The following is a 19,034-nucleotide window of genomic DNA, read 5'->3' as shown; positions in this document are numbered from 1 at the left end:
GGCTGACCAAGGTGCTAGCGCATTTCTTATTAGAAAATCTTCTTTTTACCTTGATCATCCTTGATGATTTCCACTGCCTCGCGGAAGCGCTGTGAATGGATAATTTCCCGTTCCCGTAAAAATCTTAAGCTATCATTCAAATCAGGGTCATCACTCATATTGATAATCCACTGATATGTCGCCCTAGCCTTTTCTTCGGCTGCGATATCTTCATATAAATCTGCTATCGGGTCACCTTTAGCAGCGATGTAGGATGCAGTCCATGGTACACCAGCGGCATTATGATAGAAAAGGGCACTATCATGATTCGCATAGTGCGCGTCAAGTCCTGCCTGCTTCATTTGTTCAGGTGTGGCATCCTTAGTCAATTTGTAAATCATAGCGGCAATCATTTCTAAATGGGCGAATTCTTCCGTACCGATGTCAGTCAATAACCCGATTACCTTATCTGGAATCGTATAGCGCTGGTTTAAGTATCGCAGTGCTGCAGCTAGCTCTCCATCAGCTCCGCCATATTGCTCCACCAGGAATTTAGCGAGCGTGGGGTTACAGGTGCTAACTTTTACGGGATATTGCAATTTTTTTTCATAAAGCCACATTTTCCTTACCCCCTCCTAATTGGATTTTAAATCTGCCAAGGCCAAGGACTGTCATCCCAGTTCCAGGGATAACCTGAATAACTGTTGCCATATTGCTGGAGAGGTCCATACATGCTTTCAACGACTTTCTTTAGCCGGCGCCTTTCTTTGGCGAACTGATTAAACTGGTTAATGGCATCGTAATCCTCTGGATGGGTGTCTAAGTAAAGAGTAAGGTCCACGAGAACAAAATCTACTGCTTGGAGTTCTTCCATGGCTGCATAAAATTCCTTTGGCAATTGTTTCATGAGTGATCATCCTCCCTTGGAGCTTCGTATGGAGAATACCAAGGATCATAAAAAACCTTCCACAGTGTCCCGGTTCTTAATGCTTGCATTGGTGTGAATTGTTCAAGATTGGGCGGTTGGAAGCCCAGGAATAAATTTGGCGGTGTGGAATACGTTTTTGCCTTAATAGGCGGACAAGGGTCGAAGGGACTGGCGTACGGGTACCATACTCTTCTATATGTTGACAAACTAAGCCCTCCTCTACATAAACTTCATTTCATTTTATGAGGAAAATTTTAATTCATGTTAAATTTATCTGCTCAAGCAGGGATTTTTAAAAATATGCAGAAATATATAACCTATGGCAGTACTTTAAATTAGAGGTGAGTGGAATGTTTGTTAAAAGTATCATGATACCGAAGTACAAGTGTGTAACAGCGCAGCAAGAAGAAACATTGCAAAGTGTATTGGAAAAGTTGGATTCAAATGAAATTGATGGTGTTCCTGTATTGGATGGTGACAAGTATGCTGGTGTAGTCACAAGATATGGAATTTTTCAGGAGTACTTTAATACAGGTGGCCAAAAAGATGAATTCCTCCAAAATAAATTAGCGAAGGATGTTTTGTGCTTACAGGATCAAATCCTGCATGGCATTGAGATTTTTGAGAATACTTTAGTGAAACTGAAAGATATACCTTTAATGGCTGTAATTGATGAGAATGGCAAGTTCCAGGGAATCGTTACCCGATCTGATGCTCTCGATCAGTTCCAGAGCGCATTCGGTGTCCATAGGGAGGGTGTAAGGATTGCGTTTACTTCGGTGGAAACCGAGGGCAGAATCGCAAGGCTGGCTGATATTGCTCACCAGTTCCATGAGCATATCATCTCATTGGTTACGTTTGACGAGACAGACAAACTAGTTCGCAGGATTGTCATGAAAATTGAAAAGAAAGACAATATCGATAAGTTTATTAAGAAGCTGGAGCAATCAGGATTCCGAATTCTTGATATCCATGATGTTTGATTTTTCCATAGGGAAATAAAGACAAGGGCCTTTCATACACTGTGTATGGGAGGTTTTTGTATGCTTTGGAAAGTTTTCAGGCTGGTCATTGGGCTGTTTTGTGGTTACCTTGTGGTAAATTGGATGACGGTTGTCATTCCTTTTCACTCAGATGAGTTCCTGGGTGAGTTCATCTTTAATCCTTTTGAATTCCTTGCAATGACAATTGCACTTGTATTTGGCATGTATTCAATGGGAGGCTTGATCCGGGGAGGTGCTATTGCAGTAATAAGTATATTAAAAGGAATAGAATGGTCGGCTTTGGATTTAATGTTAGCAATAGCCTGTCTAGGGTGCTTTTTTTTACTGCTTGCTCTCGGAGTCTGGCAGACAGCAATTTTTTTCGTTTTCTGTTTGCTTTATGGTATGATGTCATTTAGCTCAACTGAGGACGAGTGTGAAGACCAGATTTAGTATTACGGGAGGCAGAGATGGAGATTGTCTATTTTATAATGGGGATGCTGCTGATTGGCGGCTTCCTTCTAATATATATGTACCGTCAGGCTTTTACAGACAGAGTATTAAAGCAGGAAATTAGCTTGAAAGATTTCCCCAAGAGTTTTGGGTCTGTCAGAATCTTCTTTATTTCAGACGTCCATAAGCGGATTGTTGCTGACTCTATTATCAACGAAGTGAAGGGGAAGACAGATCTCGTCATTATCGGCGGTGACCTTGCTGAAAAAGGTGTTCCACTCGAGAGGGTTTCTGCCAATATAGAAAAATTAAAAACAATCGCCCCTGTTTTTTTCGTCTGGGGAAACAATGATTATGAATTCAACTTCCATGAACTGGACTCCCTCCTTTACCACTTAGGTGTTAAAGTACTAGACAATACAGCAGTGAAATTTGAATCGGGAGCTGGGGACGTGTTGCATGTTTTAGGTATAGATGACTTAAGTCTTGGTAAAAGCAGGCTTGACCTGGCAATGCTTGATGCAGACGAAAAAGGCTTCCGTATCCTTGTCAGCCATAACCCCGCCATCATCAACAGCCTCAAGCCGGATGATAATATCAGCCTTGTTTTAAGTGGGCATACACATGGGGGACAGATCAGGATATTCGGGTGCGGTCCTTATGAATTAGGCGGGATTAAAAAGAAGAATGGTACAACGCTGCTGACCAGTAATGGATATGGAACTACAGGGGTGCCTCTCAGACTGGGAGCCAGGGCTGAGACGCATCTAATTACATTGGTTGCGGATTCCAGGCAAGCAGATTGAAGTTTTACACGTATGCAGCAACACAGATATAATCGGTAGTACAGGTAATAACGGAGGTTTTAGGATGGGGAATGGCGCAGGAAAATATAATATTAAGGCAGTATCCAAAATGCTTGGTATCCAGCCTGGGACCCTTAGGGCCTGGGAAAGAAGATATCAGATGATTGCCCCTGTCAGAAATGAATCCGGTCATCGATTGTATACCGAAGAACATATAGAAATATTACGGTGGCTGATTTCAAAAATTAATCAAGGCTTTACGATCAGCCAGGCTGTGTCTTTACTTGAAAACTCAGCTTTATCCAATGGAAATCCTGAAATGCCAAAAAGGGACAGACTTGATGAGATTGGAGACAAGCTGTTGACTGCACTTCTGGAGTTCAATAGTTCCAATGCTCATGAATTGATCAACCAGGCCTTTAGTCTATTCACAATTGACAAAACAGTTATTGATTTATTAGGCCCAATTTTGATTAAGGTGGGCGATTTATGGGAAGAGGGAAGTATAACGACTGCACATGAGCATTTTGCTTCGTCATTTATACGTTCGAGAATTGAAGGATTATCAAATTCATTTCCGCACAATTCCTTCCTGCCAAAGTCCATTGCAGTTTGCGGGCCTGGAGAGAGACATGAACTAGGGTTGTTAATCTATACGATGTACCTTAGACGGAAAGGGTTTGAGGTTGTCTTCCTTGGCACAAGCCTTGCTGAGAATGATCTTGAAGTAGTGGTGGAAAAAGTGAAACCCAAGTTTCTCTTTTTATCCTGCACTCTTGATGAAAATAGAGAGGCAACCTTGAAACTTGCCGAGGAGGTTAATAAAATCTATCCAAATCTTATTGTTGGGCTCGGTGGAATAGCGATTGATTCCATGCCGTTAGAGCAGCAAAAAGAATATCAGGAACACATTGTAGGCATGACAAGGGCGGAATGGGAAAAATGGTTGAAAAAGCGCATCGATCAATTTAAATAACTCACCAACCTGCGATATTTTCATAAACTACAATAAGAGCTTTGTCGATGGCAGGGGGCATGAATATGCGCTTAGAACGATTAACCAACAATAAAATTAAGATATTCCTTACGATAGATGACTTATCCGACCGGGGATTGACCAAAGAGGATATATGGAAGGATTCATTGAAGTGGCACCAGCTTTTTCATGATATGCTCGAGGAGGCCAGCGAGGAATTCGATTTGGAGATTATCGGTTCAGTAGCAGTGGAAATATTTTCATTGCATGCCCAGGGGATGGTCATGATCGTCACAATGATCGAACAGGATGAAGATGAGGAACAGTTTGATGATGGGATTATAGAAATGCAGGTCACGGTCGATGGAAGCGAAGACATTTTGTTTGAATTCGAAAATATCGATGACGTGATCCATCTGGCGAAAAGACTCTTGGACGCTGGGATTGACGGAGGCAGCCTGCATTTCATGAATGACCATTATTATTTGCTTATGAATGGAATAATGCCTGATGAGACCAATAAGACAGTGTCTTTAATGGCAGAATACGGAGTTCCATCAATATTGAGCATCCACAGACTGCTCGAGTATGGGAACGAGATTATGGAAGAACGTGCAGTCGAAAGCCTTGTCCATTATTTTATGAAATAATGGATGGCCTTCGGCTTTTTTATTGGAAGATATTGTGTTGTAAAGGTGCTTGTGGGATTAAGTTTTTTGGTGAAAAATATGCCTGATTGCCGAAGGGGAATTACTAGAGAATTTTTTTGGAGTTTTTTCAAATCTAACTCTTAAAATACAGTTTTGTTACCAAGGAATGTCTTATTATTCAGTCAATTTATTATCAACTCAATAATAATAAGGACTTGAATGGTAGCGTTTTCATTTAATAATCAAAAAATGCGGAAAACTGTTTTTTTCTTCTTGCATAAAATAACCAAAGGTGTATACTAATCCATGAAAGCAGACAACATCCGCAAAAGTGATTTAGGAGGTTTATCAATGGTAGCCGCAAACGGTAATGAAAATCCAAATAAAGAAGACAAACATGACGTCTTACGATCTACACAAACTGTTATTCACAAGGCTTTGGAAAAACTCGGATACCCAGATGAGGTTTTTGAGCTTTTAAAGGAGCCGCTCAGGATGATGACAGTGAAAATACCTGTCAGAATGGATGACGGATCTGTTAAAGTCTTTACTGGCTACCGGGCGCAGCACAATGATGCAGTGGGTCCAACAAAGGGAGGAATACGTTTCCATCCAAACGTAACGGAGAAAGAAGTAAAAGCCTTATCAATCTGGATGAGCTTGAAATGTGGCATCGTCGACCTGCCGTACGGTGGAGGTAAAGGCGGGATCGTTTGTGATCCTCGTGATATGTCGTTCAGGGAATTGGAAAGATTGAGCCGAGGGTATGTCCGTGCAATCAGCCAGATTGTAGGACCAACAAAAGACATCCCGGCACCTGATGTTTTCACGAACTCTCAGATTATGGCTTGGATGATGGATGAATATAGCCGTATAGATGAATTTAACTCTCCAGGATTCATTACAGGCAAGCCGCTGGTACTCGGTGGTTCACATGGTCGTGAATCAGCAACAGCAAAAGGGGTTACAATTTGTATCCGCGAAGCTGCAAAGAAAAAGGGAATCGAGCTTGAAGGCGCAAGAGTGGTTGTCCAGGGATTTGGAAATGCCGGAAGCTACTTAGCCAAGTTCATGCATGATGCTGGTGCGAAGATCATCGGTATTTCAGATGCATACGGGGCGCTGCATGACCCAGAAGGACTTGATGTCGATTACTTGCTTGACCGTCGTGATAGTTTTGGTACAGTAACCAAACTATTCAATAATACACTTACCAATAAAGAATTGTTGGAACTTGATTGTGACATCCTTGTTCCAGCTGCGATAGAAAATCAGATTACCGAAGAAAATGCCCGTAATATCAGGGCTAGCATCGTCGTTGAGGCTGCAAATGGGCCAACGACTTTGGAAGCAACAGAAATCCTGACAGAGCGTGGCATCCTGCTTGTGCCGGACGTTCTTGCCTCCGCTGGTGGAGTAACCGTTTCTTACTTTGAATGGGTACAAAACAATCAGGGGTACTATTGGACGGAAGAAGAAGTTGAAGACAAGCTTGAAAAGGTTATGGTGAAATCTTTTGACAGCATCTATGACACTGCGCAGACTCGCAGAGTTGACATGCGTTTGGCAGCATATATGGTTGGCGTTAGAAAGATGGCAGAAGCCAGCAGATTCAGAGGCTGGATTTAACCTTAGAAAGGGTTCTTCATTGAATCTTAAGATGAAATCTCCTATCATTTAATGATAGGAGATTTTTTATATTCCGATACGGTTTATATACATCCATAAGGAGTGAAATTGCTACATGAAAAAGGAAGATGTCATTATTGTCGGGGGCGGTCCCTGCGGTCTTGCTGCCGCGATTGCCTTAAAGAAAAAAGGGAAGAATCCTCTAATTATCGAAAAAGGAAATATTGTGAATGCAATTTATAATTATCCAACGCACCAGACTTTCTTCAGCAGCAGTGAAAAGCTTGCTATTGGCGACGTACCCTTTATCACCGAGAACCTTAAACCAAAGCGAAATCAGGCGCTGGTTTATTATCGGGAAGTCGTCAAGCGGGAAAAGCTGAGAATCAATAAATATGAGAGGGTCATTGAAATAGTAAAAAGAAGCGAATCCGTTTTCGAGGTTACAACAGATAAAGGGGGATACACCTCGGAAAATATCGTCATCGCCACGGGGTATTATGATAATCCCAACTTCATGGGAATCCCGGGCGAAGAGCTTAAAAAGGTATCACACTATTTCAAGGAGGCTCATCCTTTCTTTGATATGGATGTCGCGGTCATTGGTGGTAAAAACTCAAGCGTGGATGCTGCGATAGAGTTAGAGAAGGCGGGTGCGAGAGTGACAGTCCTTTACCGTGGAGCAGAATATTCACCAAGCATCAAACCATGGGTACTGCCAGAATTCGAGGCACTTGTAAGATCAGGTGCTGTAAATATGGTATTCAGTGCAGAAGTCAAAGAAATCACAGTAGAATCCATTATTTATGAACATAAAGGGGAAACGGTGAAATTAAAAAATAATCATGTATTCGCGATGACTGGATACCGGCCGGACCACGACTTCCTTAAAAAGATGGGTGTGATGATCGAGGCAGAAACAGGGCGGCCATATTTTAACCCTGAGACAATGGAAACGAATGTACCAGGGATATTTATTGCAGGAGTCATTGCGGCCGGGAACAATGCAAACGAAATATTCATCGAAAATGGACGTTTCCATGGCGGACAAATTGCAGATGCTATATCGATTAGAGAATAGGCATGGATGGATAAAGGCGGGGGAATCCCGCCTTTTTATTTGTTTGGGGGTAAAAGGGCTAGGTTACTATTGTACGAAGTGGTAGAAGCAATCAGCATCATTGGTGCACTATTTATCCGGAAACTGGATATTTTGTTCACCAATCACTATGGAAATCATAACCAATAAAGTTTTAGCAAAAAAATAAAAAAAGTGGTGTCTGATTGCATTCAGGTCACCACTTTTTCATATATTATCCTGGCTGCTTCATTCTAAAACATGAACATTTCTTCTATTTCAGCCATCTTTTCAGTCTTAGCAAGGGCGACAAGCAGTTTGATTCTCGCTTTCTGGCCGTTGAGGCCGTTTGAGAAGATGACGCCCAATTCCTTCAGGTGCTTGCCTCCGCCTTCATAGCCGTAAACATCCTGGACAATGCCGGCAAAGCTTCTGGAAACAATGACGACCGGAATATTGTTTTTGATGAATTCTTGTACTCCCTCAAGTGCTGCCGGTGGAAGATTGCCTTGTCCAAGTGCTTCAATCACCACTCCATCCACTTTTAAGCCTAGGACTGCTTTGAGAAGGGATGAGTCCATTCCTGCGTGGGCTTTAATCAGTGAGACTCTCTTGCTGATGTCCTGCAAAGGATAGTTTTCATGTTTTGTAGGAGTGTGGTGGAAAAGAACCCCCCTTTTTGTCACAATGCCAATCGGACCATATTGCGGGCTTTGAAAGGTTGAGATATTGCTTGTATGAGTTTTGGTGACGTTCACTGCCGTATGGATCTCGTCATTAAGGACAACAAGGACACCCTTTCCCTTAGCATCAGGACTAGAAGCTACCCTTATGGACGAAATTAAATTATAGAGTCCGTCAGAGCCAATTTCATTGCTGGACCGCATGGCGCCAGTAACGACGACCGGGAAGCTGGCCTGGCAGGTGAGGTCAAGAAAATATGCTGTTTCTTCGAGTGTATCTGTTCCGTGGGTGATTACTGCTCCATCGATGTTGCCCTTTTTAGCATAATCCTCAAGGATGTATTTTAACTCCAGCATCTCTCTAGGTGTAATATGTGGAGAGGGCAGGTTGAAGGGCTCTTCAACAACAAGATCAGCAAGACTGGATAAAATATCAGTTCCCTGTGTCAAAGGGTTATTCGTCCCTGGTTTAACTGCTCCGCTTGTATCCTCGCTCATGGAAATGGTACCGCCAGTATGAATTAATAAAATATTCTTCTTCAAAACTATTACCTCCGAAAAGACCGATGAGAAAGAATAATAATCCATTTTCTTTCTTCTAATTACATGATACGATTAAAAAAACAAATTGAAAAGAGGACAGCGCATGCTGGGAATAGTTACAGCCGGGGTAGCTCCGGGTCTGGCACTGTTAAGTTATTTTTACTTAAAGGATCAATACGAGTCAGAGCCGCTATCTTTAGTGTTTAAAATGTTTATATTCGGTGCATTGCTTGTATTTCCGCTTATGTTCATTCAATATGTACTCTCTGTCGAGGGATTGTTCCAGGGCGACTTTACTAAAGCATTCGGGACGGTTGGCCTCTTAGAAGAATTTTTTAAATGGTTTATCCTTTATTACACGATTTTTCAGCATATTGCCTTCGATGAACCTTATGATGGAATCATCTACAGTGTGTCTGTATCACTGGGCTTCGCATCAGCTGAAAATATTTTTTATCTGCTTGCCAATGGCCTCCAGGACGCACTTGGGAGGGCGCTGCTGCCAGTTTCCAGCCATGCGCTCTTTGGAGTCATAATGGGTTACTATATAGGAAAGGCAAAGTTTTCCCCGGGAGTGCAAAAGAAGTGGATCACGCTTTCATTAACGGTGCCTGTCCTGCTTCACGGGGTATATGATTACATCCTGATGACCAGGGAAGACTGGCTCGTGCTGATGGTTCCGTTCATGATTTTCCTTTGGTGGCTGGGGCTGAGAAAAGTTAAAAAAGCGAGAGTGTTGACTCTGCAGCACATTGAAAAACAATATCCTATCTGAAAAACTCTTCATTTAATAAAAATGGAGGGTTTTTTTGTTTTGTGGAATAAAAGTCATCTCTTAACAAAAAATAGGAGTAATCTTTTAAGTTCACATCTTTGGGGGTTGCATTCAATGAAGAATTATCGGTCTATCTTAAAGGTGATGGCCGCGCTGGCTTTGATCATGTCTTTTTTACAATTTAGCGAAGTTGATCAAAGGGCTGAGGCTTTTACTAGTCAGGTGCTGCAGCAGGGTGCGGTAGGAGACGATGTTATCGAACTCCAATCACGTCTTAAGCATATTGGATTTTATAATGGCAAGATCGACGGGGTATTCGGTTGGGGTACCTATTGGGCTCTGAGAAATTTCCAATATGAATTCGGTCTTGAAATTGATGGGGTTGCTGGATGGAAAACGAAACTCAAGCTTGCTAAAGCTACGCCAAATGCAAAAATTGCCTGGGGTGGTGAGGCAGCAGGTGGTGGCGGCCAAACCAAGCCTGCACCAAAACCAGCAGCAACAAATACGCCGAATGGGTTCTCCCAGAACGATATTCAGCTGATGGCGAATGCGGTCTATGGAGAAGCAAGAGGTGAACCGTATACCGGACAGGTAGCAGTTGCGGCGGTAATCCTAAACCGATTGGACAGTGCCACATTCCCGAATACAATATCCGGGGTAATATTCGAACCGAGGGCTTTTACAGCAGTTGCTGATGGACAAATTTGGCTAACGCCAAATGAGACTGCGAAAAAAGCTGTCCTTGATGCCATCAATGGCTGGGATCCTACTGGCAATGCTTTATACTACTTCAATCCCGATACGGCAACCAGCGCGTGGATTTGGTCGCGACCGCAAATCAAAAAGATTGGGAAACATATTTTTTGTAAATAGGGGTGAGTTGAATTGCTAAGAGGAATAGCCATAGCAGTCCTGGTTGTAGGAATTGCCGGAACAGCATTCTGGGGTTATCAGGAGCATAGGGAAAAAACAGCAGTACTTATTAATGCAGAAAACAATTACCAAAGAGCCTTTCATGACCTGACATATCAAATGGACTTATTGAACGATAAGATTGGTACGACGCTTGCGATGAATTCGAGAGGCTCATTGTCGCCACAGCTGGCGGAGGTATGGAAAATCACTTCACAGGCTCATAATGATGTCGGCCAGCTACCATTGACTCTTTTGCCTTTCAATAAGACGGAAGAGTTCTTGGCGAATATAGGGAATTTCAGTTATAAAGCAGCGGTTCGTGACCTTGATAAAGAACCATTAACGGAAAAGGAATATGCGACGCTAAAGACCCTATATGAGCAATCCGGTGAAATTCAACAGGATTTAAGGGAAGTCCAGCATATGGTACTAGAAAACAATCTTCGCTGGATGGATGTAGAGCTCGCCCTTGCGACAGAAAAAGGTCAAACTGACAATACCATCATTGATGGGTTCAAGACTGTCGAAAAAACAGTAGAAGGGTATACGGAAACTGATTTCGGACCAGCACAGATTAATCTTCAGAAAAAAGACGAAAACTTTAAAAAGCTGCCGGGCGAAAAAATATCAAAGGAACAAGCGGTCAAGATTACCAGGAAATATACCCCAGTCAAAAATGGCGGTAAAGTAAAAGTAACCGAAAACGGCAAAGGATCGGATTATGGGTTCTTCAGTGTATCCATCCAAAATACACAAACAAAGCTAGAAGCGAATATGGATATAACCAAAAAAGGTGGGTATCCAATCTGGTTCTTGCTTGATCGGGATGTGAAGAATCAAAAACTTAGTCTCAATGATGCTTCTAATAAGGCAATCGCCTTTTTAAAAGATCATAATTTCAAAAGCCTGGATCTTTTCGAAAGCGCTCAATATGATAACATAGGTGTTTTTACATTTGTAGCGACACAGGACAACGTAAGGATTTATCCAGATGCGATCAATATGAAGGTGGCATTGGATAATGGTGATGTTATTGGCTTTTCAGCTGAGGATTATTTGAAATCACATAAAGCAAGGGAAATTCCACAGGCAGGCATTGAAATGGAAGAAGCAAAAAAGAAGATCAATCCAAACCTCAAAGTAATGGATGAGAAAAAAGCAATTATCCTGAACGACCTTAATGAAGAGGTGTTATGCTATGAATTCACTGGAACTCTTGGCAATGACACATTCAGGATTTATATTAATGCAGAAGACGGTACAGAAGAAAAAGTAGAAAAACTTCATAATGCTGAACCGGTATATGAGGATGTAGTTTAAGGGAAAGCCAAGTGCTTTCCCTGTTTTTTTTTTTCACGGTTGAAACACCTAGGTCAATGGCTCTTTTCGAGGATACTTTTGAACATGGTTTGCGATAATTGTTGAGAAAGTAACAAAGTTTATGAAAAGTGGGTTGTAAAAATAATCCATTAAAGGACTATTGCACCAGCTTAACCCTGCATGTCATAATAAGAAGAGATTATTAAGAGGATATTTCACCAATCAAATAAATAGTAAAACAGCATAGACAGAAGTGGGGAAGTGGATTAGGTATGATAAAAATCGGTGATAACATAATCCTAGAGCATAAGTATTCCGACAGCTTTGAGCAATACAAATGTAAACTGGTTGAACGTAAAGGAAATGATCTGTATATTGATTATCCTATAAACATGAATACTAACCGAACAGTGTTCTTGTTAGAGGGTACACCGTTGAAGGCCAATTTTGTAACCGATTCAGGTTCTCATTATTTTTTTGACACGGAAGTTAAAGGAAGAATCAAGCTTAACATCCCAATGGTGATTCTTTCATATCCTGGAAAGGAGCGTCTTATCAAGGTCCAGAGAAGACAATTCGTCCGGGTGGAAACTTCGGTGGATGTTGCTGTTTACTCTGGTAAGGGAGATTTTGCTCCATTTACAACAGTCACCGATGACATCAGTGCAGGAGGGGCTGCATTGCTGATTGATAAAAACAGCAGTTTGAAACAGGATATGGAGATTGAATGCTGGTTTGCCCTTCCGATGCAAAATGGAGAATTTGAATACAGGAAGTTCCGCGGTAAGGTTGTCCGGATTATCGATGGTCAAGGCCATATGAACAAAGCTTCTGTCCAATTTTTTGACTCATCGGGCACCGATAGGCAAATGCTCCTAAGGTTCTGCTTCGAAAGGCAGCTTGAAATGAAGAGAAAAGGGCTACCTGTCTAAAAAGGAATAAATAAGTGGAAATGCTCCAATAATAGAATAAAAGTTTTTTACAGGGAGCATTAAGGATGAAAACATTTGAAAGAATCTTAATCAAGATCGCTATTATTCAATTTATTTTTTTGGTCATTGCTCAAGTATTTTTCCATGAATTTGATGCTTTTCCCGAACTGAAACAAATTACTCAATACGAGGGTGTAACGGACAACAATCATTCAGAAGTCCTGAATACGATAAGTAGCAAAGAGTAAGCAGGTGCTTAGCCTGCTTACTTTTTATGTTGCGGCATTCGATAGAGCTTTTTATATGTCCAGTCCCGAATATTCCTTTAGTGGCGGGGGTGTAGGAAAAGTTTAGAAAAGTGCCTTAAAAAAAGTATTGATTGGAGAGGATTAAAAGATTTTTGTGTTAAAATATAAGAGTATATCAAGTAACAACAAGGAGTGTAACAGGAGGAAATATGAGTAGACGAATTTCAATTGCCATAGACGGTCCTGCAGCGGCAGGAAAAAGTACGGTTGCCAAAATTGTAGCTGAAAAACTAACATATATTTACATCGATACAGGTGCGATGTACAGAGCACTTACATACAAGGCTTTGAACAAAGGAGCCAGCCTGGATAACGAATCAGAGTTGATGGTGATCTTAAACGATACCTCAATCGAGCTTATGCCTGGAGAATTTGGTCAAAAGGTTTTGCTTGACGGTATCGAGGTCACCAATGAGATAAGAAGTGCGGAAGTTACAAACCAAGTATCATATGTAGCGGTGCATGAACTTGTCAGGAAAGAGATGGTCAAACGCCAGCAGCAATTTGCCATTGATGGCGGTGTAGTGATGGATGGAAGGGATATCGGCACACATGTACTGCCGAATGCCGAGGTGAAGGTCTTTTTACTTGCAAGTGTTGAGGAAAGAGCACAGCGTCGACATGCAGAGAATATCCAGAAAGGATTCCCTTCTGATCTGGAAAAGCTGAAAGAAGAGATTGCCGCACGTGACAAAATTGATTCGGAGCGGGAAGTAGCCCCTTTGAAAAAGGCTAATGATGCAATTGAAATTGATACAACATCTTTGTCGATTACAGATGTGGTAGACAAAATCATGGGTTTGGCGCTTGAAAGGATCGGATGAAATTGACGGTTTATTCGTTTGCAAGGTCTTTAGTAAATACAGTATTAAAACCAATTTATCGGATTGAGGTGATTGGCGCAGAAAATATGCCTGCCGAGGGCGGCGTGCTGTTATGTGCCAATCATATTGACAATCTTGATCCCCCAGTAGTTGGGATCACCGCACCCCGCCCCGTCCATTTCATGGCGAAGGAGGAGCTTTTCACTGTCCCTGTACTTGGGAAAATTGTCCCTCACCTAAACGCTTTCCCTGTCAAAAGAGGAATGAGCGACAGGGAAGCTTTAAGAAAAGGCCTCGGAATTTTAAAGGATGGAAAGGTTTTAGGATTGTTTCCAGAGGGAACAAGAAGCAAGACAGGTGAAATGGGTAAGGGACTTGCAGGAGCAGGCTTCTTTGCGCTCCGGTCTGATGCCCATGTCGTTCCATGCGCAATCATCGGTCCATACAAAGCATTCAAGAAATTGAAGGTGGTATATGGAAAGCCTATCGATATGGTATCAATCAAGGAAAAGAAATTAAATGCTGAACAGACAACTGACTTGATCATGAGTGAAATCCAAGACCTAATTAACCAGTATAAGTAATGTTTCTTGCTTGACAAAAATGTCTGTTTATAAGAAGTTAATAAGAAGAGATATTTTTAGAATTTTCACTTAGTGGCTAATTATTGTGTTTTTTAAGTGGCTTTTTGCCACAAAGCATATATTTGCAGCAGTCATGGATTAAGGAGGAGTACATATGTCAGAAGATATGAACCAAATTGAGGTAAAAAACTTTGAGGCTGGCGACCGTGTCAAAGGCCAGGTAACGAAAGTGGAAGAAAAGCAAGTTTTAGTAGATATCGAGGGAAGCAAGCTTGACGGCATCATCCCAATTAGTGAACTATCAAGCCTTCATGTTGAAAAAGCTGAAGATGCAGTATCCGTCGGTGATGAGCTGGAGCTCGAAGTACAAAAAGTCGAGGAAGAAGCTTTGATTCTTTCAAAGAGAAAAGTAGATGCTGAAAAAGCCTGGGAAGAACTAAAAGGCAAGTTTGAAAGTGGAGAAGTTTTCGAGGCGGAAGTAAAAGATGTCGTAAAGGGCGGTCTGGTAGTTGACCTTGGTGTAAGGGGCTTTGTTCCGGCATCTCTAGTAGAATCTCACTTTGTAGAAGATTTCTCTGATTACAAAGGAAAAACACTTAGCTTCAAAATCGTAGAGCTTGACCAGGAAAAGAATCGCCTGATTCTTTCACATCGCGCAGTTGTGGAAGAAGAGCAAGGAAAGAAGAAGCAGGACTTGCTTGCGGCTATCCAGTCTGGCCAGGTTATTGAAGGTACTGTTCAAAGAATCACAGACTTTGGGGCGTTCGTGGATATTGGCGGAGTTGATGGCCTAGTCCATATTTCACAGCTCTCCCATGAGCATGTAGAAAAGCCATCTGATGTTGTTCAGGAAGGCCAGCAGGTTCAAGTTAAAGTATTGAGCGTTGATCGTGACAATGAACGTATATCACTTTCAATCAAAGAAACACTGCCTGGACCATGGGCAGACATCGATGAGAAAGCTCCGAAGGGCAGCACTCTGGAAGGCACTGTGAAACGTTTGGTTTCTTATGGTGCATTTGTCGAAGTATTCCCTGGAGTTGAAGGGCTTGTCCATATTTCCCAAATTTCTCACAAGCATATCGGCACACCGCATGAAGTCCTTCAAGAAGGGCAGACTGTAAAAGTAAAGGTGCTGGACGTAAACAAGGGCGACCAAAGACTTTCACTTAGCATGAAGGAGTTCGAGGAAAGAGAAAGCAATGAGGCGTTTGATTATGAACTTCCTGAAGAAACAAAAGGTTTCAGCTTAGGTGATATGATTGGGGACAAATTAAAGAATCTAAAACAGTAATGGTGATAAATAGTGTCAAGATCAAAACGTAAATGGGACCATATTCAATATGCCCTCGAAACAGGCCAGAAGCGGCTAACCGGTTTTGACGATATTAAGTTTGTAAACCAAAGCTTGCCTGGATCAAATCTTGATTCAGTAAAATTGGAAACTAAAATTGGCGAACTTTCTTTAAGTTCGCCAATTTTAATAAATGCAATGACTGGCGGCGGCGGTGAGAGAACTTATCGAATCAACCGTGAATTGGCTATAGCGGCACGGGAGACCGGATCTGCGATTGCTGTTGGATCGCAAATGGCTGCACTTAAGGATCCTGCAGAACGAAGAAGTTATGAAGTTGTCAGGGAAATGAACCCTGAAGGGATTATCCTTGCCAATTTGGGCAGTGAGGCAACAACCGGGCAGGCGAAAGCAGCAATCGATATGATCCAGGCAGATGGCCTGCAAATTCATTTGAATGTAGTACAGGAATTGACAATGCCTGAGGGAGACAGGTCTTTTGCCGGTGCGTTAAAGAGGATTATTGAAATTCAACAAATTGTGGGAATTCCAGTAATTGTGAAAGAGGTTGGATTTGGCATCAGTGCCGAAACTGCGGATGCGCTAGTTTCTGCAGGAATCCGCTATGTTGATGTTGGAGGATTTGGCGGTACCAATTTTGCGGAAATAGAAAATAAGCGGAGAGATCGTTTGTTGACGTTTTTCGAGGATTGGGGTATTCCGACCGCTGCCTCAATAATTGAAACCAAGTCTGCGTCTCAGGAACTTTCCGTTATAGCTTCAGGTGGAATGCAGTCTAGCTTGGATATTGTCAAAGCACTTGCAACAGGTGCCGACGGTGCTGCAATGGCTGGTTACTTGCTAAAGACCTTAATGGAGAATGGAACAGAAGAATTGATCCAGGAAATCCAGATGATGAAAAATGAAATTGCTGTCATCATGACAGCAGTAGGTGTACATACAATTGAGGAGCTAAAAAGCGTGCCTCTGGTCATATCGGGAGATACGCATCATTGGCTTGATCAAAGAGGTATAGATACGAAGACCTTTGCAAGAAGGCGGAAATTTTAGATGAAAACATACACAGAAAGGCCCCCTGCTTTTGCAGGGGGCCTTTCTGTGGGTACAATCAGATCGGTTGACGAGCCTGTACGAGATAGATGCATCAAGTTTACAAACTATCCGTTGTTCTGGTTTTAACTATACTTGCCGTCATTTAAGGAACGAGCTTCTTCAGGACTTTGCATTTTTGCAGCTCCTGGGTAGTGCAGTGCCTGGTCACGGTCAGACTCCACTCGTCCGCTCTTTTTAAGTTTCTTTTCCTGTCTGTCTTTGCCCATATAAACACCTCCTAATCATTTATATTTGACAGCCTTACAAGAAATAGTCCGCATTATCGGGTCTATTGCCTGTCGATTGTCCTTCAATTTTGACCTATTTTTCAGCTGTAATGAATATACTGCTTTTCTTAACATGGAACAGGTGAAAAACTTTATGCAAAAAAGATTAAATTACATATCAGATTACCATAATGGAAATGATAGGAGGGGGCTGAATGGAAGGGTTGTACTTTTATTGGCTGGCTTGGATAGGTTGGGTTTGGACTACTTTCTTCATGAATAAAGATAATCCGTTAAGGTTGAAATGGACTATTTTGCTGTTGGCCGTCATTTTTGCTGCGCCATATACAGTTGAAGTCCTTATTTTTGAGCTCCATCTATCAGCTTTTACAATTGCTTTGTTTATTTTTTTCGAAACAAGGCGAAAAAAGACAGGCTCATTTTTATATTTATTTTTATCTTCATTTATCATCATGCTTGCCTACACAAGTTTTTTGATGTTCGAATTATTCGACCCGGTATGGGTATTATTCGATCGTAAAATCATGCTTGGTGCAGTAGGATTTTATCTGGCAGTCCTGTTACATAAAAATAGACATGATCGTATTTTGACTTTAATTACAGGCTTTTTGCAGGGGGATATTTTATTTTCTGCGATTCTGTGGAAATTTAATTTTCCTTATCCGGCAGCATCCATGGCTTTTATGGACATCTTGTTCATATCTCTTGGACTGCTTCTCGCCTGGTCAGCTATTGAAACGATGATTGCGGTCATGTCGGGTAGTACAATAAACCAAGTTGAAGGGGAGGAACAAAAGACTTCATGAATGAATACACGTTACCAATCGTATTCGGAATTGCAATAGGAACGTTATCGAGACTTTTCATGCTAAGGACCGATTATCGTCAGTATCCAACATATTTGCATGGGAAAATCATTCATGTTGCTCTCGGATTCATTGCAGCGGGACTTGGCACTGTTGCAGGACCTGCAATCATGGAGGAAGAGTTCACGGCGATCACCTTCTTGACCCTTGCTGCGTCACAATTCAGGGAAGTCAGGAATATGGAGAGAAATACTCTTACCGAACTCGATAGCTATGAACTTGTTTCCAGGGGAAAGACATATATCGAGGGCATTGCGATTGCTTTTGAGAGCCGTAATTACCTGGTGATTTTCACCTCCCTTGTCAGCACACTCGCATACCTGATATTTAACATTTGGGCTGGGCTCATCGCCGCGATCATTGCGGTGATTATCTCCCATAAGCTGATGTCTGGCGGGAAACTGGGAGATATTGTTGAAATCGAGTATATGGAACCCAGGTTTGAAGGAGCCGGGCTGTATGTGGATAATATCTATATAATGAACATAGGTCTTCCTGAAAGGCAGAAAGAGGTAATTCGTTATGGAATGGGGTTTATTTTAAAGCCTAAAAACATGAATGCCCGGTCTACAATTGCCAACCTTGGCCAGAGGCAAGCAGTTCTGCATGATTTGTCAACCGCGCTGGGAGTTTATCGTGATTCAGGAACGCCTGCACTCGTTCCGTTGGCGAAGAGGGATCTTGACGATGGCAGAGTAGGAGTTTTTGTGCTGCCGCAGGAACGGGATATCGAGCGTGCAATTACGGTGATTGGTGATGTTCCAACACTGGAGAATGCGATTAGGATGCCCTCTGAAAAAAAGAGCAATGAAGGGAGTGGGGCTCAATGATTCTTGAGAAATTCGTCCTTGCTGCCATCACAACGAACCCTAAAAAAATGCCTTCCGGAACCGCCGTTTTTCATTGTGATTCAAAGGAAGAAATGGAGAAGGTCGCAGCAAACCTCGAAGCAATCCTGGATGGAATCGCCCATGCGTTGACGGAGGATCTTTATATTATCGTAAAACACTGACAAGAAATGTTTTCATTGCCTGTTTAAGGCATCTTTTGATAAACTGATTAAGCCAGACCCTTCTGTATATCAAGAAGGGTTTATTTTATAAGTGTCGTCCGATTTGATCAACCATTAAGGACGGTATTAAAT

Annotated in this window: 25 protein-coding genes; 20 read left to right on the top strand and 5 right to left on the bottom strand. The window is 42.0% G+C overall.

Annotated elements, in window-relative coordinates; all coding sequences use genetic code 11:
• Positions 1–29 precede the first annotated feature (29 nt).
• Genes DYI25_RS09830 through DYI25_RS09820 form a run of 3 tightly spaced genes read right to left on the bottom strand, consistent with a single transcriptional unit; the run spans position 30 to position 1,113 of the window.
• On the bottom strand, positions 30–599 hold the full coding sequence (locus tag DYI25_RS09830; RefSeq protein ID WP_213368313.1) for a manganese catalase family protein: 570 nt from the start codon (positions 597–599) through the stop codon (positions 30–32).
• A gap of 26 nt (positions 600–625) precedes the next feature.
• Positions 626–886 carry a spore coat protein CotJB gene (locus DYI25_RS09825; RefSeq protein WP_213368311.1) on the bottom strand — a complete coding sequence of 87 codons (261 nt, stop codon included), beginning with the start codon at positions 884–886 and terminating at the stop codon, positions 626–628.
• Complete coding sequence (locus DYI25_RS09820) at positions 883–1,113, bottom strand: spore coat associated protein CotJA (protein ID WP_213368303.1); 231 nt, start codon at positions 1,111–1,113, stop codon at positions 883–885. Before DYI25_RS09820 ends, DYI25_RS09825 begins: the two co-directional genes overlap by 4 nt.
• A 144-nt stretch (positions 1,114–1,257) precedes the next feature.
• Here DYI25_RS09820 and DYI25_RS09815 point away from each other — a divergent pair, with 144 nt between their 5' ends.
• From DYI25_RS09815 to DYI25_RS09780, 8 genes are all read left to right on the top strand, one after another.
• Entirely contained in the window at positions 1,258–1,890 is a 633-nt protein-coding gene (locus tag DYI25_RS09815) for a CBS domain-containing protein (protein ID WP_213368301.1), read from the top strand.
• Positions 1,891–1,950: 60 nt separating this feature from the next.
• Positions 1,951–2,343 carry a hypothetical protein gene (locus tag DYI25_RS09810; RefSeq protein WP_213368299.1) on the top strand — a complete coding sequence of 131 codons (393 nt, stop codon included), beginning with the start codon at positions 1,951–1,953 and terminating at the stop codon, positions 2,341–2,343.
• A 17-nt stretch (positions 2,344–2,360) separates the two neighbouring features.
• Positions 2,361–3,149, top strand: coding sequence for a metallophosphoesterase (locus DYI25_RS09805; protein WP_213368297.1), 789 nt, complete (start codon positions 2,361–2,363; stop codon positions 3,147–3,149).
• Between the two features lie 64 nt (positions 3,150–3,213).
• Positions 3,214–4,125: a MerR family transcriptional regulator gene (locus DYI25_RS09800; RefSeq protein WP_213368295.1), complete on the top strand. Its 912-nt coding sequence runs from the start codon at positions 3,214–3,216 to the stop codon at positions 4,123–4,125.
• 65 nt (positions 4,126–4,190) lie between these two features.
• Positions 4,191–4,775, top strand: a complete 585-nt coding sequence (locus DYI25_RS09795; RefSeq protein ID WP_213368293.1) for a genetic competence negative regulator — start codon at positions 4,191–4,193, stop codon at positions 4,773–4,775.
• 351 nt (positions 4,776–5,126) lie between these two features.
• Positions 5,127–6,404: a Glu/Leu/Phe/Val family dehydrogenase gene (locus tag DYI25_RS09790; protein WP_213368291.1), complete on the top strand. Its 1,278-nt coding sequence runs from the start codon at positions 5,127–5,129 to the stop codon at positions 6,402–6,404.
• A 115-nt stretch (positions 6,405–6,519) separates the two neighbouring features.
• Positions 6,520–7,485 (top strand): YpdA family putative bacillithiol disulfide reductase, encoded by a 966-nt coding sequence (locus tag DYI25_RS09785; protein WP_213368289.1) that lies wholly within the window; start codon positions 6,520–6,522, stop codon positions 7,483–7,485.
• 6 nt (positions 7,486–7,491) lie between these two features.
• Positions 7,492–7,653: a hypothetical protein gene (locus DYI25_RS09780; RefSeq protein ID WP_213368287.1), complete on the top strand. Its 162-nt coding sequence runs from the start codon at positions 7,492–7,494 to the stop codon at positions 7,651–7,653.
• 83 nt (positions 7,654–7,736) lie between these two features.
• On the opposite strand, the gene DYI25_RS09775 is transcribed toward DYI25_RS09780, so the two are convergent.
• On the bottom strand, positions 7,737–8,708 hold the full coding sequence (locus DYI25_RS09775) for an asparaginase (protein ID WP_425374502.1): 972 nt from the start codon (positions 8,706–8,708) through the stop codon (positions 7,737–7,739).
• 103 nt (positions 8,709–8,811) lie between these two features.
• On the opposite strand from DYI25_RS09775, the gene prsW reads away from it, so the two are divergent.
• From prsW to fni, 9 genes are all read left to right on the top strand, one after another.
• Positions 8,812–9,483 carry a glutamic-type intramembrane protease PrsW gene (gene prsW / locus DYI25_RS09770; RefSeq protein WP_213368283.1) on the top strand — a complete coding sequence of 224 codons (672 nt, stop codon included), beginning with the start codon at positions 8,812–8,814 and terminating at the stop codon, positions 9,481–9,483.
• A 165-nt stretch (positions 9,484–9,648) separates the two neighbouring features.
• A complete protein-coding gene (gene sleB / locus DYI25_RS09765; protein WP_425374511.1) occupies positions 9,649–10,359 on the top strand; it encodes a spore cortex-lytic enzyme in 711 nt (236 codons plus the stop codon).
• A 12-nt stretch (positions 10,360–10,371) separates the two neighbouring features.
• Positions 10,372–11,721, top strand: coding sequence for a germination protein YpeB (ypeB, locus tag DYI25_RS09760; protein WP_213368279.1), 1,350 nt, complete (start codon positions 10,372–10,374; stop codon positions 11,719–11,721).
• Positions 11,722–11,993: 272 nt separating this feature from the next.
• Positions 11,994–12,653, top strand: coding sequence for a flagellar brake protein (locus DYI25_RS09755; RefSeq protein WP_213368277.1), 660 nt, complete (start codon positions 11,994–11,996; stop codon positions 12,651–12,653).
• A 65-nt stretch (positions 12,654–12,718) separates the two neighbouring features.
• Complete coding sequence (locus tag DYI25_RS09750; protein WP_213368275.1) at positions 12,719–12,901, top strand: YpfB family protein; 183 nt, start codon at positions 12,719–12,721, stop codon at positions 12,899–12,901.
• A gap of 209 nt (positions 12,902–13,110) precedes the next feature.
• Positions 13,111–13,785, top strand: coding sequence for a (d)CMP kinase (gene cmk, locus DYI25_RS09745; RefSeq protein WP_213368273.1), 675 nt, complete (start codon positions 13,111–13,113; stop codon positions 13,783–13,785).
• Positions 13,786–13,787: 2 nt separating this feature from the next.
• Positions 13,788–14,369 carry a lysophospholipid acyltransferase family protein gene (locus DYI25_RS09740; RefSeq protein WP_213369532.1) on the top strand — a complete coding sequence of 194 codons (582 nt, stop codon included), beginning with the start codon at positions 13,788–13,790 and terminating at the stop codon, positions 14,367–14,369.
• Between the two features lie 154 nt (positions 14,370–14,523).
• Positions 14,524–15,663: a 30S ribosomal protein S1 gene (gene rpsA / locus DYI25_RS09735; protein ID WP_213368272.1), complete on the top strand. Its 1,140-nt coding sequence runs from the start codon at positions 14,524–14,526 to the stop codon at positions 15,661–15,663.
• 12 nt (positions 15,664–15,675) lie between these two features.
• A complete protein-coding gene (gene fni / locus DYI25_RS09730; protein ID WP_213368271.1) occupies positions 15,676–16,734 on the top strand; it encodes a type 2 isopentenyl-diphosphate Delta-isomerase in 1,059 nt (352 codons plus the stop codon).
• A gap of 125 nt (positions 16,735–16,859) precedes the next feature.
• Here fni and DYI25_RS09725 read toward each other — a convergent pair whose 3' ends face one another.
• Positions 16,860–17,003 (bottom strand): YpzI family protein, encoded by a 144-nt coding sequence (locus tag DYI25_RS09725; protein WP_084135440.1) that lies wholly within the window; start codon positions 17,001–17,003, stop codon positions 16,860–16,862.
• Positions 17,004–17,218: 215 nt separating this feature from the next.
• Here DYI25_RS09725 and DYI25_RS09720 point away from each other — a divergent pair, with 215 nt between their 5' ends.
• Genes DYI25_RS09720 through DYI25_RS09710 form a run of 3 tightly spaced genes read left to right on the top strand, consistent with a single transcriptional unit; the run spans position 17,219 to position 18,902 of the window.
• Entirely contained in the window at positions 17,219–17,830 is a 612-nt protein-coding gene (locus DYI25_RS09720) for a YphA family membrane protein (protein ID WP_213368270.1), read from the top strand.
• Positions 17,827–18,720, top strand: coding sequence for a YIEGIA family protein (locus tag DYI25_RS09715; protein ID WP_213368269.1), 894 nt, complete (start codon positions 17,827–17,829; stop codon positions 18,718–18,720). Before DYI25_RS09720 ends, DYI25_RS09715 begins: the two co-directional genes overlap by 4 nt.
• Entirely contained in the window at positions 18,717–18,902 is a 186-nt protein-coding gene (locus DYI25_RS09710) for a capping complex subunit for YIEGIA (protein ID WP_213368267.1), read from the top strand. Before DYI25_RS09715 ends, DYI25_RS09710 begins: the two co-directional genes overlap by 4 nt.
• The last annotated feature ends 132 nt before the right edge of the window (positions 18,903–19,034 follow it).

Source organism: Mesobacillus boroniphilus (assembly GCF_018424685.1).
GTDB classification, from domain to species: domain Bacteria; phylum Bacillota; class Bacilli; order Bacillales; family Cytobacillaceae; genus Mesobacillus; species Mesobacillus boroniphilus_A.
The sequence above is the reverse complement of the archived record's forward strand: the minus strand, read 5'-3'. Positions and strand labels throughout refer to the sequence as shown.